14 protein-coding genes are annotated in these 18,006 nt (G+C 68.5%); 4 read left to right on the top strand and 10 right to left on the bottom strand.

Annotated features, from left to right (window positions below; translation table 11 throughout):
* Positions 1 to 7: 7 nt before the first annotated feature.
* Both SJY26_RS05845 and SJY26_RS05840 read right to left on the bottom strand, forming a co-directional pair.
* Positions 8 to 712: a sulfotransferase family 2 domain-containing protein gene (locus tag SJY26_RS05845; protein ID WP_396595202.1), complete on the bottom strand. Its 705-nt coding sequence runs from the start codon at positions 710 to 712 to the stop codon at positions 8 to 10.
* Positions 699 to 1,529, bottom strand: a complete 831-nt coding sequence (locus SJY26_RS05840; protein ID WP_396595201.1) for a glycosyltransferase — start codon at positions 1,527 to 1,529, stop codon at positions 699 to 701. Before SJY26_RS05840 ends, SJY26_RS05845 begins: the two co-directional genes overlap by 14 nt.
* A gap of 511 nt (positions 1,530 to 2,040) precedes the next feature.
* Between SJY26_RS05840 and SJY26_RS05835 the strand changes: the two genes are divergently transcribed.
* On the top strand, positions 2,041 to 2,433 hold the full coding sequence (locus SJY26_RS05835) for a hypothetical protein (RefSeq protein WP_396595200.1): 393 nt from the start codon (positions 2,041 to 2,043) through the stop codon (positions 2,431 to 2,433).
* A 45-nt stretch (positions 2,434 to 2,478) separates the two neighbouring features.
* On the opposite strand, the gene SJY26_RS05830 is transcribed toward SJY26_RS05835, so the two are convergent.
* Positions 2,479 to 3,192: an acyltransferase gene (locus SJY26_RS05830; protein ID WP_396595199.1), complete on the bottom strand. Its 714-nt coding sequence runs from the start codon at positions 3,190 to 3,192 to the stop codon at positions 2,479 to 2,481.
* Between the two features lie 131 nt (positions 3,193 to 3,323).
* Between SJY26_RS05830 and SJY26_RS05825 the strand changes: the two genes are divergently transcribed.
* Together SJY26_RS05825 and SJY26_RS05820 are read left to right on the top strand one after the other, a co-directional pair.
* Positions 3,324 to 4,559 carry a glycosyltransferase gene (locus tag SJY26_RS05825; RefSeq protein WP_396595198.1) on the top strand — a complete coding sequence of 412 codons (1,236 nt, stop codon included), beginning with the start codon at positions 3,324 to 3,326 and terminating at the stop codon, positions 4,557 to 4,559.
* A 40-nt stretch (positions 4,560 to 4,599) separates the two neighbouring features.
* A complete protein-coding gene (locus SJY26_RS05820) occupies positions 4,600 to 5,619 on the top strand; it encodes a M23 family metallopeptidase (protein ID WP_396595197.1) in 1,020 nt (339 codons plus the stop codon).
* A 670-nt stretch (positions 5,620 to 6,289) separates the two neighbouring features.
* On the opposite strand, the gene SJY26_RS05815 is transcribed toward SJY26_RS05820, so the two are convergent.
* The 4 genes from SJY26_RS05815 to SJY26_RS05800 all read right to left on the bottom strand — a co-directional run bounded on the left by SJY26_RS05815 (position 6,290) and on the right by SJY26_RS05800 (position 12,098).
* Positions 6,290 to 7,858 (bottom strand): calcium-binding protein, encoded by a 1,569-nt coding sequence (locus SJY26_RS05815; protein ID WP_396595196.1) that lies wholly within the window; start codon positions 7,856 to 7,858, stop codon positions 6,290 to 6,292.
* Between the two features lie 325 nt (positions 7,859 to 8,183).
* Positions 8,184 to 8,966, bottom strand: coding sequence for a sulfotransferase domain-containing protein (locus SJY26_RS05810; protein ID WP_396595195.1), 783 nt, complete (start codon positions 8,964 to 8,966; stop codon positions 8,184 to 8,186).
* On the bottom strand, positions 8,956 to 10,347 hold the full coding sequence (locus SJY26_RS05805; protein WP_396595194.1) for an HlyD family type I secretion periplasmic adaptor subunit: 1,392 nt from the start codon (positions 10,345 to 10,347) through the stop codon (positions 8,956 to 8,958). Before SJY26_RS05805 ends, SJY26_RS05810 begins: the two co-directional genes overlap by 11 nt.
* Positions 10,344 to 12,098, bottom strand: a complete 1,755-nt coding sequence (locus SJY26_RS05800) for a type I secretion system permease/ATPase (protein ID WP_396595193.1) — start codon at positions 12,096 to 12,098, stop codon at positions 10,344 to 10,346. The genes SJY26_RS05805 and SJY26_RS05800 overlap by 4 nt, the downstream gene beginning before the upstream one ends.
* 147 nt (positions 12,099 to 12,245) lie before the next feature.
* Between SJY26_RS05800 and SJY26_RS05795 the strand changes: the two genes are divergently transcribed.
* Entirely contained in the window at positions 12,246 to 12,521 is a 276-nt protein-coding gene (locus SJY26_RS05795) for a DUF6471 domain-containing protein (protein WP_396595192.1), read from the top strand.
* On the opposite strand, the gene SJY26_RS05790 is transcribed toward SJY26_RS05795, so the two are convergent.
* The 3 genes from SJY26_RS05790 to SJY26_RS05780 form a co-directional block, all read right to left on the bottom strand.
* A complete protein-coding gene (locus SJY26_RS05790; RefSeq protein ID WP_396595191.1) occupies positions 12,518 to 14,929 on the bottom strand; it encodes a M10 family metallopeptidase C-terminal domain-containing protein in 2,412 nt (803 codons plus the stop codon). The two genes, SJY26_RS05795 and SJY26_RS05790, sit on opposite strands and share 4 nt — an antisense overlap.
* A complete protein-coding gene (locus tag SJY26_RS05785) occupies positions 14,853 to 15,701 on the bottom strand; it encodes a M12 family metallo-peptidase (protein WP_396595190.1) in 849 nt (282 codons plus the stop codon). Before SJY26_RS05785 ends, SJY26_RS05790 begins: the two co-directional genes overlap by 77 nt.
* Before the next feature lie 88 nt (positions 15,702 to 15,789).
* Positions 15,790 to 18,003, bottom strand: coding sequence for an AGE family epimerase/isomerase (locus SJY26_RS05780; RefSeq protein ID WP_396595189.1), 2,214 nt, complete (start codon positions 18,001 to 18,003; stop codon positions 15,790 to 15,792).
* Positions 18,004 to 18,006 lie beyond the last annotated feature (3 nt).

Raw genomic sequence — 18,006 nt, 5'->3', positions numbered from 1 at the left:
ATCGGGGTCAGTCCAGCCCGTGATCGGCGAGGGCCTGATCGAACCGGCGCACGGCCTCGCCATACACGGCATACTCCAGCGGGAAGGCACGCTCGTGCGCCGGTCTCCAGTCGGCGAAGGGGGCCGCCTCGCCGCGCGCGCGATTGACCCAGGACGCGGCTGGAGCGGTCCTGCCCAACTGCCTGGCGAACAGGGCGAGGGACTGCTCATACCGCTCGGTCAGGCCGATGGCGACATAGTCCGGGCCAAAGGTCGCGGCCACGTTCGACGGGTCGGCGGGATCCGCCAGCTGGGCGAGGAAGGAGAAGGGGTCCTCCCCGGCCTCCGCGGCGGCGCGTCGACGGTTCAGCCAGGTGCCAAAGTCCGGCCCGTCAGCCAGGTCAGGGATCACGAAGCCCTGCTCCAGCTGATAGTGGAGATATAGCCACTGTGATACGAACCGGTCGAACGGATTGCGCAGGAAGACGATGAACTGGTTGGCGTCCGGATAGCTCACCCGGCCGCCGAACCCCCGGACCCGGTTGAAATGTCCGTGCACGCACAGGCCGGGTCGGCCCGACGTCAGCTCGGGCCATGTGCCAGCCTTGGCGCGGTAGTGGAAATGCAGGTGTTCCGGCCCGAACCAGGTCGTCAGGGCGTCGACAAAACTGGTCCCCGCGGTCTTGGGGACATGCAGCGACACCAGGGTCCGGCGAGGATCATAGGGCGTCATCGCTCGCCCCTCCCATGGCCCAGGTCAGCAGCCCCAGCTTGGTCATCCACAGCAGCCCCATGCGCAGGGCCCGCCGTCGTCCGCGAGCCACCAGGCCCAGAAGCGTGGCGACGGGGGTCGGGCCGTGGCGGGAGAGATGATGCAGCACAAGCTCGCATTCCTCGATCGAGGACCGCCAGTTTCCGGCGAAGCTGTCCAGCTGGGTGCGGGCCGCCCGGTCCAGGTCTTCACGCCCGACACCCGCGCGCAGGATGAGAACCGTGTCCTCGGTCATGACCCGGGTGGCGAAATGGGTGAAGTCCGCAAGGGGCTCGCCCCGCACGGGATGCCGTCCGCCTGCGGAGGTGTCACCCGTCGCAGCGCGCCGGATGGCCGCCAGTTCCGCCCCCAACGCCCGGTACTGCGGGGCCACGACGGGCCAGTCGAACAGGCGGCGGACACGCTCGCGGCCCGCCGCGCCCATCCCCCGCCTCAGGTCCGGAGACTCGATCAGCCGGGACAGGGCCACGGCCGCGCCCTCGACATCGACGGCCGTGTGCTGGGCCAGGATCCCGACATACTGCTGATAGGTCCGCTGGCCGAACGTATGGCCGGCCTCGAACGTGTCCGGCAAGGCGCCCGCCGGTCCGATGAGGGTCGGAACCAGGAAACCCTGCACTCCATCCTCGACAGTGTAGCGGTAGCCGTTCCAGTCGCTGACCACGACGGGCAGTCCCGCCGCCATGGCCTCCAGGGGGGTGATGCCGAACGTCTCCTGGATGTTGTCGACCAGCGACAGGAAGATGTCGGCACCCGCCCACAGCGAGTTCGAGGGCATTCCGGTCGGTGCCGTCCACCAGGTGAAAGGACACGTCCGGGGCATATTCGGCGGCGGCCTGCCGATAGAGGGGCTCCTCGGCCTCGGGGGTCGGGAACCAGCCCGCCATGGCGAAATGGACGCGCGCGCCCGTCCGCGAGGCAGCCTCGGCCACAGCGCGGATCATGGGCTGGGGAAAGGCCTTTTCGAAATACGACAGGCGCCCGACCCAGATCACCAGAATGTCGGTATCGGCGACACCCAGTCGCTGGCGCATGGTGGCGCGCGCGTCCGGTCGACCAACCCGGGCGGCGATCCCCCCGGCGTCGACCCCCAGCGGGATGAGAGGCAGCATCGGCCGCAGGGACCGCGAGCCACCGAACCGGTCCTTCAGATAGTCGTCCCAGTCATCGAACATGCGGGTCATCGCCACCTGAACCGAAGGGGAGGTACAGAGGATCGCATCCCAGGGCTGGACCGGGGCGACAGAGGCCTCGGCGATCTGCTCGCGGATCGACGGGGGGGCCGCCGTGTGGATCAGGCCCATCAGGCTGAAGCCGGCGTCTCCGCAGGTCCGCCTGCGACGCCAGGCCAGCTCTCCGAGGCCGGCAGCCCCCCGCAGGACCGTGCCCGCGGCTGGACCCGCCTTTGCGTCCAGCACATTGAAGGAGCCCACGCGGGTCGCGCAGCTCTCGCCGACCTCCAGCCCCGCGCGCAGCGCCTCGGCCTCGACCGGGCGATGGGTCAGAAAATCGACCTGGTCGAACCCGCCGTGGCGGACCAGAGCCTGGAACAGCTCGAAATTCGCCACGTCCTTGCCGAACACCTTCGGGCCCAGTCCGACCCGGCTGGACGGCAGGTAGAGGCCGAGGCGCGGCAGGTCCGCGTCGGTCGGGCGGGTCTCGTCAGGGGTATCGGTCATTGATCCGTCCAAAGGGGGCATCAGGGGCGAGCTCGGCGGACCGGCATATCACCGGTCGGGCGTCGTCACATCCAGATCGCGGTGCCATTCCACATCCGTCCGGAGGACCCGCGCGGGCACCCCACCGGCAATCACATGGTCCGGCACCTCGCCCGATACGACGGCTCCGGCGGCGATCACCGCGCCCGGACCGATCCGCGACCCCTTCATCACCATGCAGCGTAGTCCCAGCCAGACGTGGGCCCCGATCCGGACCGATCCCGGAGGATTGAGCCGCTGTCCCGTGGCCCGGTCATGGATCGGGTGGATGTCGCTGAGCGACACATAGACCTGGTTGGCGATCATGCAGTCCGGACCAATATCGATCTCGCCCGGCTCATGCAGCTGCAGCGAGCCATTCACCATCGTGGTCCCGGCCCCGATGCGCAGCGTCGCGCCGGAACAGCGGATGGCCGCGAACCCGTTCAGCCGGCACCCCGCCCCGATCTCGATGCGGTTGCCGCTGCCGATCACGGTCATGTTCAGGGTCAGGGCGGCGGCGTCGCCGATCTCGACCGCATTGTCATCGCCCTCGATCCGGAGGGCAGGGCCGTCGGCCACGTCGCTCCGGGCCCCGGCCGGGGCGAAGGCGTCGAGGACAGAGCCCGCGCCCACCAGCACCCGGTTGCCCCGGCCCCGCACGATCACCCGCGACAGGATCCCGGCCCCGGACGGGACAGTCACAGTATTGTCCGCCGGACTGGCGTCGATGAGGGCGTGCATGCGCGCGACCCTAGAGGCTGATGGCCGGCGACGAAACCGCTTCATGGGCGCGTCCGACGCTTTGATTGACGCGCAGCGCGGTGGATGGAAAGGAGCGGACCGGGGGCACGCTTTCGGGCAGGAGATCAGGCATGGCCGGCAAGCGCATACTCTTCATCCATCAGAATTTTCCCGGTCAGTTTCCCCATATCGCCGCCGCCGCCCTTGCCCGGGGCGACCGGCTGACCGCGATCGGGGGGCCGACGGCGAGAGGGATGCCGGGGATCGACGTCCGCCGCTGGCATCTGCCACGTGGCTCCACACCCGGACTGTTCCCTCCCGCCACCCGGGCCGAGGCGGACCTGATGCGCGCCGACGCCGCCGCCCGCGTCGCCCTGGAGCTGAAGGCCGAAGGTTACAGGCCCGATCTGATCGTGGGCCACCCGGGCTGGGGCGAGACGATCCAGATGTCGGAGGTCTTTCCCGGCGTGCCCCAGGTGTTGTTCGGCGAGTTCTTCTACCGCTCCCATGGGGCGGACATGAATTTCGATCCCGAGTTCGCGACCGGCACCCCGGCGGACGACATGCGAATCCACGCCAAGAATGTGGGCGTGGCCCTGGCCTATGCCATGGCCGAGGTGATCGTCTGCCCCACCCCCTTCCAGGCGGCCGGTCTGCCGGCGGTCTTCCAGCCGCGCGTCCGCGTCATCCATGAAGGGGTGGGCGTCACCGACGCCCGGCGCCGGCCCGGGGCCAGGCTGCGCCTGCCCGAGGGGCGGGTGCTGGACGGATCGCGGCCGGTCATCACCTTCATCAACCGCAATTTCGAGCCCATGCGCGGCTTCCATGTCTTCATGCGCGCCCTGCCCGACTTTCTGGCCCGCTGCCCCACGGCCGAGGTGATCCTGATCGGCGCGGACTCGGGAAAGGGCTATGGCGGCGGGCTTCCGGCCGGCGAGACCTGGGGGAAAAAGCTGCGGGCCGAGCTGGGCGACCGGCTGGACATGGGCCGGGTGCATTTCGTCGGGCGGGTGCCGCATCGCCAGATGATGGACGCCCTGTCGATCTCCTGGGGCCATGTCTATTACACCTATCCGTTCATTCTCTCCTGGTCCCTGGTCGAGGCCATGGCGTGCGAATGCCTGATCCTGGGATCCGACACCGGCCCGGTGCGCGACGCCATCACCCCCGGGGTCAACGGCATCCTGAACGACTTCTTCGACACGGCGGCCCTGTCCGACGCCATGGCCCGGGCCTGCGAAACCCCCGAGGCCTTTGCCCCGTTACGACAGGCGGCGCGCGAGACAGCGCTGGCGCGTTTCGATCGCGACACCATCGGCGTGCCCGCCTGGATGGCGTTGTTTGACGAAATCCTGGGTCGGCCCTGATCGGCCGGCCGGTGCAACAGGCGTCCCGGGGATGAGATCGATGTTGGCCCTCTGTCTACTGATCACCGCCTGTGAGGCCAATCCACAGGCACCGGACGTCGTGCCGGCGGTCCCGGCGCAGCGGATCGCCGGACGCCCCGTGTTGCAGCTGCCGGTCGACTGTCGTCCGGGTGTGGATTGCGAGATCCAGAACCATGTCGATCGCGATCCGGGTCCGGGCGTCCGCGACTATCGCTGCGGCAGCCTGACCTATGACGGCCATACAGGGGTCGACATCCGGATTCCGGACCTGCCGGCCATGCGGGCCGGGGTCGCGGTCCTGGCCGGTGCGGACGGGGTCGTGGCGCGGCTCCGCGACGGCATGGAGGATGCTGCGGTTCGCGGTCGCCCGACGGATGCGGTCGAGGGGGTCGAGTGCGGCAACGGCCTGGTCCTTGACCATGGGGGTGGGTGGACCACCCAGTATTGTCACCTGGGCCGGGGCAGCGTGCGGGTGGCGGTGGGTCAGACGGTTCAGGCCGGTGACCCCGTGGGGCGGATCGGCCTGTCGGGAAACACCGAATACCCTCACCTCCATTTCACGGTCCGCCATGACACGAACGTGATCGATCCGTTCGCGCCGGACCCGGGCACCGGCCCGGCCTGCGGGACCGGGGTCGGCCTGTGGAGCGAGGCGGCTGCCCGCGTCCTGACCTACCGCCCCGGGGCCGTTCTGAACGCCGGCTTCGCGGGCGCACCGGTGGAGATGGCGTCCGTCGAATCCGGTGCTCTGACCCCGCCCGGGCCGACCGCGCCGCTGGTCGCCTGGGTCCGGGCCATCGGGCTGAAGGTCGGGGATGTTCAGACGCTTAGCGTCACCGGGCCCGACGGTTCCAGCCTTGTGGACTCGACTGCGGACCCCCTGCCGCGCGATCAGGCCCAGCGGCTTCTGTTCGCCGGCCGGCGGGCTCCGCCCGGTGGCTGGCCCGCCGGGCGCTATATCGCCGACTATACCGTGCGGCGGGGCGACGTCGTGATTCTGGAGCGGCAATTCGAGCACAGGATGGCAGCGGTTTTTTAACCCGGGGGACAGGCTGTCGCGGGAAAGCCTCTGTTGTTCGCTGCGGTTTTATGTCAGAAGAGAACCCAGTCTCGTTCTCCGCGGGCTGTGTCACGCCGGTCGAATGGTGAGCCCCCGGGCCCACGGTTCGGCCGGTCACACAGCCGGAGTTGAGCCCGGTCCGCCTGACCGCGGTTCGTGCCGAGGCCTTTCCTCCCTTTTTAGTCTGATGGTCACGATGTCCGGTCTGGACGCGCGGCCACAGCATGGCTGTGGCCGCGGGTGCGCTCGTGCGTCCGGGAGCCTGAAACGCGCGTGGGGCACTGCGAACCGCCAGTCGAGCAGGGCGCGGGCCTGGCGGCCGGGCGCGGCTGCGGGGCGGTGCGCGCCATCGGCCCGGGGGCATCCGGTCAGGAAAGGGTGATGTCGGGCCGGGAGCGGGGTCAGCAGGGCGGCCGTTGAACGCCTGCGCAGGAACGGCGGGCCCGGCATCAGGCTGTCGCGGGGCGCGGCCTTTTCATCGGGGGGACGTGACCGCGGGAGGGTCGGGCCGGGTTGGTCCGCCACGGGGTCGCCGGGGCAAGGTCCAACGGCGACGGTCCGGGTCGAGGCGGAACCGGCAATGACCGGTCCCGGAATCAAAAAGGGGCCGCCCCGAAGGGCGGCCCCGATCTGTTGGTCGCGACTTGCCTTAGATTTCGGCGAAGTTCGCGCTGCCGATGTCGCTGACCGAGATCCCCGCGAGGAAGATCACGTCTTCGGCATCCGTGCCGCCGTCCGTGTCGACGAACACATAGACGCCGTCCGCGGTTCCGACGGCGTAAACCGTGTCGGTCGAGGCGGTGAAGAAGGCTTCAGCCTGGGCAAGGGCGGCTGCGTAGTTGGCAGCCGTCGTGCCGGAGGCGTCGAACGAGCCGGACGCGAAGGTGGTCAGCTCGATCACGTCATCGCTCTCGCTGAAGCCAGTGATCGTGGTGCCCGAGAAGGTACCGGCCGTGACAGCCGAGGTACCAGCGTTCCAGGTGAAGGTGTCGTCACCGGCACCACCGGACAGCACGTCTTCGCCGTCGGTGATGACGAGGGTGTCATTGCCGTCGCCGCCGTTGAGCACGTCGGAACCGGTGCCACCCGTGAGGGTGTCATTGCCGGCGTCGCCGTTGGCGGTGTTGTCGCCGTCGCCCGTGGTGATCACGTCGTTGCCGGTTCCGCCGCTGATCAGGTCGTCGCCATCGCCACCATTGATGGTGTCGTTGCCGGCGTCGCCGTTCAGGGTGTTGTCGTCAACGCTCGCGCCGTCAACGTCGATCGTGTCGTTGCCGTCGCCACCGTTCACCAGGTTGGAACCGGTGCCAACGTCGATGTTGTCGTTGCCCGCGTCACCGTTGACGGTGTTGTCGCCGTTGCCGACGTCGATGGTGTCAACGCCAGCGCCGCCGTTCACGAGGTTGTCGCCGTTGCCGAGGGTGATGGTGTCGTTGCCACCTTCGCCCATGACCGTGTTGTCACCGTCGTCGGCCGTGATGGTGTCGTTGCCTTCACCGCCCCACAGCGCGTTGTCGCCGGTGACGCCCGCGAGGGTGTCGTTGCCGTCCAGGCCGTACAGGGTGTCGTCGCCGTCGCCACCGTTCAGGGTGTCGGCACCGAGGTCGCCGAAGATCAGGTCGTCATCATCACCACCGAGGATGGAGTCGTCGCCCTGACCACCGCGGATGGTGTCGTCGCCGGCACCACCGGTGATGTTGTCGCTGCCCAGGTTGCCCTGAACGAAGTCAGCACCGTTGCCGCCGCCGATGGTGTCGTCGCCCTGGCCGCCGAACAGGAAGTCGTTGCCGTTGGCACCTTCGATCGAGTCGGCACCCTGGTTGCCGTTGATCTGGTCATTGCCGTTGCCGCCATTGATCTCGTCATCGTCGTCGCCGCCGGAGATGCTGTCGGCACCGTTGCCGCCGCCGAGGGTGTCTTCACCTTCGCCGCCGAGGATGTAGTCGTTCTGGCCCGTGCCGGTGGCGGTGTCGTCACCTTCGGTGCCGATGAACACCTGGCTGCCGTCGCCGAACTCGAAGCTCAGGATTTCAGGTGCACCGTCGACCAGGTTGTCGGTTTCGAAGGTCAGAATCTTGCCGCCGAAGGCGATCGTGGTGGTGTCGGGCGTGGCACCCGGGTTGTTGACCTGGATGATCTGAACGTCGCGCGCGGTGCCGTTCAGGAAGAAGATCGTGTCGGCGCTGCCGTCATAACCGTCGGCATCCGCCTGGGTCATGGTCTCGAAGTTAAAACTAGCCATCTTGATTCTCCATCTTGTGTCACAGGCAACTGGACCGCCATCGCCCGCCCCCGTGATGGAGAACGTCTAGCGCAAGCCCGCCTTCGACCGCTTTTAACCGAGGCTCGGATTATTACAACCCGTTTGGACGAGGCGACTGGCCGCCCCCGGGTCCCGAGCCCGCCGGCCCGCCGGCCGCCCCGCGTTCCGGCACTGCCGTTTAAAGGATGACGGACACAAGAAGAGCCAAGCCTTGCCGCAGAAGCCGCCAGAACTCTGACTAGAGCAGCCCGGCCGACAAAGAGAAGCCTCGGCGCAAACCTCAGGGCCTCAGCGTTAAGCCCGTCAGATACTCAAACTCTTTCTGATCCTGCTCGAAGATCTGCTCCAGCAGAAGCCGGTCTTCAGCGCTCATTCTTGTGAACTTGTCGTCGGGCGGCCCGACATGACTTTGCAGCGGCTCGACCTCACCGAACGGTGGAATGCCCAAAAAATTGCAGACGTTGCCCAAAATCCTCTCAGGGTCGCGCCTGAAGGAGTCCGACCCCAGGAACAATACCTGCTCACGGGGGAAAAGGGCCAGCAAGCGCCGGACCTGCGCCCCGTAAAAGCCACGCTCCACATAGCTGTGGATCCGGTGGGCCCCCGAGCCGTCCGCGGCCCCGGATACCCGCGCCCGGCCCTGGCGGATACACCACGAAAAGGGCTCCGTCTCGGTCCGCCCCCGCTCCATCTTCCACTGCGACCAGGCCCGCTCGACCGGGTCCCGGAACAGCAGGATCAGGCGCATGGCCGGGTTGTAGGCCGCGATCCGCTCCAGCGCCCGGGGCCAGTAGATATAGATCGGGGTCGCCTCTCCCCGAAGCCCCGCCGCCCCGTCCGGAAACGCTGCGTGATAGGCGGCATGGTCCGGCCTGTCCCAGTCGACCGATTCGTCGTCGAAGTAATGCACCTCCTTGACCGGGGCCATGACCAGGTCGGGGTGCTGGATCAGGTGGTCGAACAGGGCCGTGGTGCCGGCCTTCTGGACCCCGGCCACCAGAAAACCGACCCGCTCGGGATCCTGCACGGTCGCGCCCGGCACCACCGTCCCGCTATTGCTCACGCAGGGCGCTGTCCATGACCTCGCCGACCGGTGACAGCAGGTAGGACATGATGGTGCGGCTGCCCGTCTGGATCATGGTCGTGGTCTGCATGCCCGGCGTCATGCCGATGCCGGGCGGCAGCCTGCGCAGCTCCTCCGGCAGGATACGCAGGTCGGCGCTGAAATAGGTCGTTCCCGACTCGGGGTCGCTCAGGGCGTCGGCCGACACCGTGATGACCTCGGCCCGCAGCTTGGGCACGCGGCGGGCGTTGAAGGCCAGAAGCTGCACCTCCGCGCTCATGCCCGCCGTGACCTCGTCGATGTCGGCCGGCCGGATCCGGGCGGTGACCACCAGAGGCGTATTGCTGGGCACCACGTCCATCAGGGGCTCGCCCGATCCCGCCACCCCGCCGACCGTGAACTGGGTCAGGTTCAGCACATAGCCGGCCGTGGGGGCGCGGATCTCGGTCTGGGCCAGGGTCTGGCGCGCCGAATCCAGCCGGGGGCCGACATCGGCGAGACGCGCCTCGGCATCGCGCAGCCCCGTGGCGGCCTCGGTGGCCCGCTGCTCGTACAGCTGCGACAGCTGCAGGCGCGTCTCGCCGGCCTGCTGGGCATTGCGCTGGATGTCGGCCGCCAGCGACCCGCGCCGCCCGGCGATCCCGGCCAGCTCGCGCTCATAGCGCAGGATCAGATTGCGCGAGGCATAGCCCTGTTCATACAGTTGCTTGTAGCCGTCCAGCTCCTGCCGGATCAGGGCGACCTGGTCGTCGATCGACTGGACCTGGATGCTCAGCCCGCCCCGGGCGCTCTGCAACTGCTCGAGGCGCTGGTTGAGGATCGCGGCCTGGCCCTCGACCGCCGCGAGCCGGGAGCTGAAGACCAGGGTCTCGTTGCGGATCACATCGGCCACATTGGCCTCGCCGCTGCGGGCCGACAGGGCGGGGGGCACCACCAGGGTGCGCTGGCGGTTGACCTCGGCGGCGAAGCGCGCCTGCTGCATCAGCAGGCTGTCATACTGGTTGGTCAGCACCTCGACCTGGGCCTTCGCGACCGTGTCGTCGAAGCGCATCAGCACCTGGTTCGCCTGGACGGCGTCGCCATCGCGCACATGGATGGCCCGGACGATCCCGCCCTCGCGGCTCTTCAGGGTCTGGCGATTGCTCTCCACGCGGATCACCCCGGGCGCCACCACGGCGCTGTTGATCGGGGCCACCGAGGCCCAGATGCCCAGGCCGAGGATGCAGACCAGGATCACCACGGCTCCCGCGATCATCGGGCGGCGCATCCGCTCCGTCTCGCCGGTGGACAGGGGTCCCTCGTCGGCGGTGCCGAAGGCCGGCGGCGTCACGGCCGTCCGGCCGCCGATCCAGCGGTCCAGATCGAGTTTTCCAAGCTTCATGCCCTGGCCTCCAGGCTCTTGGCGCGGGGCGGGGCGACAACCGCCGCCTTGGGACCGTTCAGCTTCTCCAGCACAAGGTCACGGGGGCCGTACAGATCGACCCGGCCCTCCTTGAGCACCAGCAACCGGTCCGCCGCGGCCAGCATGCTGGGCTTGTGCGAAACCACCACGATCGAGGCCCCTCGCGACTTCATCGCTTCCAGCGAGGCGAGGAGGGCGACCTCCCCCATCGAGTCAAGATTGGCGTTCGGCTCATCCAGCACGATCATGGCCGGCTCGCGCAGCAGCGCGCGCGCAAGGCCGATCCTCTGACGCTGCCCGGCGGACAGCACCACGACCCCGGCTCCGCCCGTGCCGATCTCGGTGTCATAGCCCTTCGGCAGCCGCACGATCAGCTCATGCGCCCCCGCCGCATGGGCCGCGGCGATGACCTCGTCGTCGGTGACGTCCGGCAGGAAGCGGGCGATATTGTTCCGGACAGTCCCGGAGAACAGTTCGGTATCCTGGGGCAGATAGCCGATGTGGCGGCCGAAATCCTCGCGCGGCCACGAGAACACATCGGCCCCGTCCAGGCGGATGGCTCCGCTGAGAGGTTTCCACACCCCGACCAGCAGCCGCGCCAGGGTCGACTTGCCGGCACCGGACGGACCGATGACTCCGAGGAACTGACCGGCCGGCAGCTGGAAGGACAGGGCCGTAAGCAGCATTCGCTCGCCTCCGGGGGCCGCGAAATTGACGCCCTCGACCGACAGCTGTCCCTTTGGCCGCGGCAGGGCAGTTTGCGGCCCGACCGGGCTGTAGTCCGCCAGCAGGATATTCAGTCGCTCGAACGCCTGTCCCGCCGAAACCAGGCTGCTCCAGGATGCGACACCCCGCTCGATCGGAGCCAGCGCCCGCGAGGACAGGATCATGTTGGCGAACAGCATCGCCACGCCGATATCCCCGCGAATGATCAGCCACGCCCCGATGGCGATGATCAGGATCTGGACCAGCATCCGCACGAACCGGATCGCGCTGCCCCACACCTCGGCATGGCGGCCGGCCAGCGAGCCCTGCGACAGGCACTCGGCGCGGTCGCGGCTCCACCGGAGGCCGATATCCGGCAGCATGCCCATGGCCCGCACGACCTCGCTGTTGCGCAGACCGGCCTCGGTAAAGCCATAGCTGCGCAGGGCTGCATCGTTCGCCGCCTTCAGCGGCGGCCGGCTCATCCGCGCCTGGATCAGGGCCAGCACGCACAGTACGGCCGCGCCGAACAGGGTCACCAGCCCGATCAGCGGATCGATGAAGAACAGCACGGCCATATAGATCGGAGCCCAAGGCAGGTCGAACAGCACCGACAGACCCGCCCCCGTGATCGTCTGCCGGAACAGGTCCAGATCCCGCAGGGCCTGGGCCCCGGCGGCCGGTTCACGCCGGGTCACGCCGTCGAAAAGGGCGGAAAAGACATGGCTCGACACCCGCCGGTCCAGCACGACGCCGAAATCGGACATGACGCGGGTGCGATACACGTCGATGACACCGGAGACCGCGAAGACGAAGATGGTCCCCGTCGCGAGCACGATGAGGGTCGGCACGCTCTCGCTCGTCAGCACCCGGCCATAAACCTGGTTGGTGAAGATCGGCAGCGCGAGATACAGAAGGTTGGTGACCAGGCTGAACCCGGCGGCGACCATGATCGGCGTGGCCCCGGCCCGCAGCGCCGTGGTCAGCAGGGTGTCGGCAGGACGCCTGGTTCTGGAAGGCTGCATCGGCACGTCCGGTTCTGGTCTGCGGCGGGACCGCTGGAGGGGCCGGCCAAAGGAGCAGCGTCACGACCCGCGCCACTCCAGCTTGCGTCTGGGCCCGACGAATGATCTAGGTGCGTATCGATGTCAATGGTGATAGTATCGTATCCGATGACAAACGAGACGCCCGCTCCGACCCGTCTGCCCCTGCATCCCCGGTCGCGCCGGACGGAACCCAAACTGATTCTCAAGAGCGAGCTCAAGCGGCGTGACCTGACCTACGCCGATCTTGTCCGGCTGCTGGCTGCCAACGGCGTCAACGAGACCGAGGCCAACATCCGCAACAAGATGAGCCGCGGCTCCTTCACGGCAGCGTTCTTCCTCCAGTGTCTGCTGGCCATCGGCTGCACCTATGTGCAGATCGAGGCTCCGGGGCCTCGCGACTAGATGAAATCTGCGTCCGTCAGCCCGGACGGAGAGACATCGACCAGGCGGACAGACAGGTCGGCACTTCGGTCCGCGTCGGCACCATCGAAAAACACATAGACATCGGCCCCGACGCCCACCGCCACCGCCGTGGCGGATGATCCGGCAAGCAGGTTGTTCGCCGCCTGCAGCGCAAGTCCGTAGCTGGAAGCGGTCCCGCCCGGGACGAGCCCGTTGAAGGTCAGGCCTGTAACAGACAGCCGGTCCCCATCCGAAAAATCAATGACGGTGTCACCAGCGAACACCTCGCCCAGCGGCCCCACGCCGGAGTCAAACAGGAACAGGTCCCGGCCGTCGGATCCGGTCAGCACATCGGCACCCTCCCCTCCGTTCAGCGTGTCATCACCTGCGCCGCCCACGATCACGTCCGCCCCGGCATCCCCGTTCAGCCGGTCGGCACCCGCCATGCCCTCGAGAGTATCGTCGCCCGACCCTCCGGACAGAGTGTCATCGCCCAGATCTCCCACCAGACGGTCATTGCCAGATCCCCCGTCCATCTGGTCATTGGCCTGGCCGCCGAACATTGTGTCGGCACCCTCATCGCCGAACATCGTGTCCGCGCCCAGATTGCCGTTCATCCAGTCGTCGCCCAGCTCTCCCCGCATCAGGTCGTCGTTCTGGCCGCCGAACACGAAGTCTGCGCCACTGCCGGCGTAGAGCGTGTCGTTGCCCTTGTTGCCCTGAAGATTGTCGTTGCCGTCGAACGACGAGATCAGATCCTGTCCGTCGCCGCCGAACAGGATGTCCCGCCCGGCACCCGTGGTAATCCGGTCATCGCCTGCGCCGCCGTCGATGCTTGACCCCAGTTCGGTGGCGGGGACGACCGCGTGCGACGAGACACCGACGTGGAGGGTGTAGGTCTGCCCCGCCGGTGGGGCCGCGGTCTCGAGGGTGTCGCCGGACCCGCTGGCCCAGGCCCCGACCTCGACATAATAGAGCCCTGCAACCTTGGCCGTGAACGTGATCCGGGAGTCCGTGCGTTCCCCGCCGTCCGGATTGCTGTCATCGTTGATCGCCAGTTCGGCCCCGTCCGGCCCCAGCAGACGAAGCGTGGAATCAAACGCCGCGCCGTCGATATCCAGAACGATCTGCGCCCCGGCCGTCGCGGTGAAGGCATAGAACTCGTAGCCGCCGTGCGTCACGCCCTGGACGGTGGCGCTGGGCACCACGTCCATGTCGGCCCGGGGGACGACGTCGAACGCACCATCCAGATTCAACGCGACGGCGGTGGATCCGTTGGCTGTGTCCCGTCCTTTCAGAACGTCGGGAGCGCCGCCGCCCAGCTCGGGGGGGCCGGCCGACAGGATGTCGTTGCCGGCACCCCCCAGGATCGTGTCGGCGCCACCGGCACCGATGATGTGGTTCGCCCCTGCATCCCCGGTCAGGACATCGGCGTAGGGAGACCCGTTGAGGTTCTCCACCCCGACGATCGAGCCGCCGCCCATGGCCCCCGACATCACCCCCGTGGCGAGATTGACGGTCGATCCCAGACCGAACGGCGGGCCGCCGAACTCGGCCTGCAGGTGAAACCAGTCCACCCCCGCACCGCCGTCGATCACATCGTTCCCGGGCCCGCCGATGAGGGCATCGTCTCCCGCCCCGCCGGAGATTCGGTCATCGCCCCGTCCGCCATCAAGATAGTCGCCCAATTCGCCGCCGGTCAGGGTGTCGTTGCCACCCTGACCATGGAAGGTCGCAGACCTTTGACCGCTGACGACCATGAGGTTGTCCAGCCGGTCCCCGCTGACGACGGTGCGGGCCGTCGGGGCCAGCGACAGGATCTGATCGGAAAACTGAAGGAACTCGACGTTCTGGACGGTGTCGGTCACCCCGTCCGGTCCGGTCACCGTATAGGCCGAGAGCCCTGCCGTGATCGTGTAGGACGCCCGCGCGCCTGAGAAGACCGCCGTGTCCAGGCCAAGGCCACCGTCGATCGTGTCGGCACCGCCCCCCCCGGTCAGGCGGTTGGCACCACTGTTGCCATTCAGCAGGTCGGAGCCCGCCCCGCCGATGGCGTTCTCGATCACGGCCTCGATCGCGATCGCAACGTTTCCGACCAGTCCACCGACGTTCGAGAAGGCACCCTGTCGCAGATCGATCCGCTGGGCATCGCCATAGCCGGAGAAGTCGAGGGTGTCGGTGCCACCGGCATCCCAGACCGCGAAGATCACATCCATCGACGCGCTGGTGGACGCATACCAGGCCCGGTCGGCCGTCGCGTTGAAGCCATAGATCGTGTCGCCGGTCCGCGTCGCCGTGTTGGCCCCGTAGAGGCGCTGCACCGCCGCGATATCATCCAGCATCGGCGCGGCCGCATATTGCCGGCCACCGGAGGCGGAGTTGAAGTTCCCGCCCGTGTTCGAACTCACTGAAGTAGGACATCAGCGTGTACTGGCGGCTGTCCTCATAGTAGCCGGCGTCCGCTGAGTAGGTGATCGAGACCCCTTCGTCGGCATTGTAGGACGCCGGGTGTGAAAGGCCGAGCGCATGGCCGATCTCATGGGTCAGGACCTGAAAGCCGTAGCCGAGAAGCACCGGATTGGCATTGTAGCCCAGCTCGCTGTTGATCCAGACATCCCCGGCATTGGACGCCACCCCGGCGCTGCCCGGCAGATAGGCGAAGGCGGCCGAGCCGGTCTGGCCCGAACTGTAGTTGGAAAACAGCAGGGTGGCGTTGTTCGAGTATCCGTCGCCGTCATTCACCCGGGTGAAGGTCAGGTTCGCCACATCGGACCACGCCTGCAGCGCCTGCAGGGTCACCCCGATCTGCAGGTCGGTGAACCGTTCGAAGCCGGAGGTGTCGTCGGGCAGGGTATCGGGCGCGACCGAGCGGAAGGCGAAGGTGACCGAGGCGGCCTGGCCGAGCCCCGGCCCCCAGCTGGCATTGTTCCGTCCCAGCTGCGCTGCGGCCTCGTCGGTGGTGAAACTGTCCTTGGTGTTGGGGCCGGTCCCGCCCCGGTCATCGGCATTCAGGGCCGCAAAAGGGGCCTCCCCGCCGGTCTCATAGACGGCGTGAAATCCGCCGCAGCAGCCGCAAGGCACATAGCCCCCGACCGCGCCGAAGGCCGGCGTGGGCTCCCCGCGCCCTGATCCGTTCAGCCCGTCCCCCATGGCATCACCCACCTGCGCACCGCCCCCCATCCGCTGTCTAGCGGATCAGGACCCGCAAAGCCTTAACAACCGGAAGCCCGCCTTCAACTTCTCGCGAGGTTTGCACCCTGGCGTACATTCAACCCAGATCCAGCCCGGACAGGGCCTCGAACCCCGGCTCTCCGGACAGGGCCGCCAGCTGATCGAACGCCGCCATGATGTGGTAAAAGGAACTGGCCGGGGCCGCCTCGTCGACGAAGCCGCCATCCGGCAGCCGCTTGTCGCGCCACAGCCCGTCCGGCGTCAGATACAGCCACAACGCCCGGAGCGCCGCTGCCGCGTCCTCCAGCAGGGCCGCCCGTTCCCCGTCCCGCGACTCCCGGGCCAGCAGCAGCGCGGCCTTCAGCCACTCGGTCTGGGGCCACAGCCGCGCCCGGGCGCTGCGCACCGATCCGTCATCGTTCAGGGCGTCCTGGGCCACCCCGCTGCGCTCGGCCACCCCGGCCCGACCCACGGCGTAGAGCCGGCGTGCGGCGGTCGCCACGTCGGCACGCCCCCGCGCCCGGGCATGACGGGTCAGCAGCCAGGCCCATTCGAACTGGTGCCCCGGCTCGACCAGCCGGCCGTCCTCACCGGCCGCCGGGTTCCAGTCGGCATCGAAGAACTCGCGCAGCATGCCGCTGTCCCGGTCGATGAAGCGGGTCAGGGCCAGGTCGACGATCCGGTCCGACAGCTGCGCCCAGACCGGGTCCCGCGACAGCCCTTCCCAGGCCATGGCGGCCTCCAGCAGATGCATCTGGGCATTGGCCTGCCAGGGTCGGGCCCCGGCCTCGCGGAACCCGCCGTTGGGCAGGGCCCCCGAGAGAATCCGGTCGCGCAGGGCGATGGCCGCCGTCTCGAGGTCAGAATCTCCGGGACGCGCCGCCCGGGTGGTCGCCAAGGCCAGAAGCACGAACGCCTGATCGTAAAGGCGCGTGGTCTCGTCGAGCGGTGTGCCGTCCAGCGCCACCGAGGCCCGTACCTCGCCGTCCGGGCGGCGGAAGCGGGTCTCCAGCGCCGCCAGACCGCTCTCGACCGCCCCGGACCACGGCCCGGCCCAGCCTCGCTGCGCCGCCTGGGCATAGACATAGGTCTGGCGCGCCTGGACCAGCGACCGGCTGGACCCGCCCAGCGCCCGACTATCCAGGCCCAGGGCCTCGGCAAAGCCCTGTTCCCCCTGCAGCCCCACCGTGGCCCACAGCGGCAGGGCCCGCAGCCGCAACCAGTCCGCCAGCCGCCGCGCACCCTCGCCCAGCCTTTCCGGCGGCACCGGGTTGAAATCCAGATGCGCCGGCGACGCGCCACGGACCCGCTCCACCACCCGCTTCACGTCCTGCGACCGGCCCAGATCGGCGACCAGAACCGCATCGCGCTCGACCACGATGGCGAGGTTCCGCACCCCCAGCACCGCCACCAGAACCCCGTCCGGGGCCCTTACAACACAGCCGTCGGCATCCTCGAAGATATGGGTCCCGACATCGCCCTCGCCCGAGGCGGCGATGGCGTCCCAAGCTCCCATGTCCGACCAGACGAAATCCACCGCCAGCACACTGGCCAGCGACGTCCGCTCCATCACCGCATAGTCGATCGAGATCTTCGGGGCGGCACTGAAGCCCGGCCCCAGGACCTGGACCCGGCCGCTGTCGCGCGCAGGCAGGCAGGCCCGGGCCGCGGCCTCCACACCCGGGGCATAGGTCGCCAGCTGCTCCAGCAACAGACCGGCCAAGACCATGAAATTGCCGCTGTTCCACAGATAGCCCCGGGCGATGTAGTCGCTCGCCGTGGCCGCATCCGGCTTCTCGACGAAGGCCTCCACGGCCGACAGTCCGGGGCCGGCGGGGCGGATATAGCCGTAGGCGGCCGAGGGCGCGTCCGGCCGGACGCCGAGGGTCACGATCCGCCCGGCCTCCGCCGCGCCCGCAGCCTCCCGGACCGCGTCGCGAAAGGCCTCATGATCGGGAATATGATGATCCGAGGCGACGAAGGCGGCCACGCCCTGCGGATTGTCCCGCTGGATCCAGGCGGCGGCCGCGGCCATGGCGGGGGCCGAGTCCCGCGCCTCGGGCTCCAGCAGCACCTCGGCCTCGACGCCCAGTTCCGCCAGCTGATCCAGGATCCAGCCCCGGTGCGCGACACCGCCGACCACCACGACCTTGCCGTCCACCCCGGCCAGCGGCGCGGTCCTCACCACCGCATCCTGAAACAGCGACCGGTTGCCGGACATGGGCAGGAACTGCTTGGGCCGCGAGGGCCGCGAGGCGGGCCACAGACGGGTCCCGCCGCCGCCGCACAGAATAACCGGATAGAGGATCATCGC

This window comes from Brevundimonas sp. R86498 (genome assembly GCF_044598075.1).
Lineage (GTDB): Bacteria > Pseudomonadota > Alphaproteobacteria > Caulobacterales > Caulobacteraceae > Brevundimonas.
Note: the sequence above shows the minus strand (reverse complement) of the source record. Positions and strands in the feature narration are given on the sequence as shown.

Bases quoted from the DNA above. Each gene is read 5' to 3' on its own strand.
- SJY26_RS05845 (WP_396595202.1), bottom strand. From the start codon at position 712: ATGACGCCCTATGATCCTCGCCGGACCCTGGTGTCGCTGCATGTCCCC.
- SJY26_RS05840 (WP_396595201.1), bottom strand. From the start codon at position 1,529: ATGCCCTCGAACTCGCTGTGGGCGGGTGCCGACATCTTCCTGTCGCTG.
- SJY26_RS05830 (WP_396595199.1), bottom strand. From the start codon at position 3,192: ATGCACGCCCTCATCGACGCCAGTCCGGCGGACAATACTGTGACTGTC.
- SJY26_RS05825 (WP_396595198.1), top strand. From the start codon at position 3,324: ATGGCCGGCAAGCGCATACTCTTCATCCATCAGAATTTTCCCGGTCAG.
- SJY26_RS05820 (WP_396595197.1), top strand. From the start codon at position 4,600: ATGTTGGCCCTCTGTCTACTGATCACCGCCTGTGAGGCCAATCCACAG.
- SJY26_RS05815 (WP_396595196.1), bottom strand. From the start codon at position 7,858: ATGACCCAGGCGGATGCCGACGGTTATGACGGCAGCGCCGACACGATC.
- SJY26_RS05805 (WP_396595194.1), bottom strand. From the start codon at position 10,347: ATGAAGCTTGGAAAACTCGATCTGGACCGCTGGATCGGCGGCCGGACG.
- SJY26_RS05800 (WP_396595193.1), bottom strand. From the start codon at position 12,098: ATGCAGCCTTCCAGAACCAGGCGTCCTGCCGACACCCTGCTGACCACG.
- SJY26_RS05795 (WP_396595192.1), top strand. From the start codon at position 12,246: ATGACAAACGAGACGCCCGCTCCGACCCGTCTGCCCCTGCATCCCCGG.
- SJY26_RS05785 (WP_396595190.1), bottom strand. From the start codon at position 15,701: ATGGGGGGCGGTGCGCAGGTGGGTGATGCCATGGGGGACGGGCTGAAC.
- SJY26_RS05780 (WP_396595189.1), bottom strand. From the start codon at position 18,003: ATGATCCTCTATCCGGTTATTCTGTGCGGCGGCGGCGGGACCCGTCTG.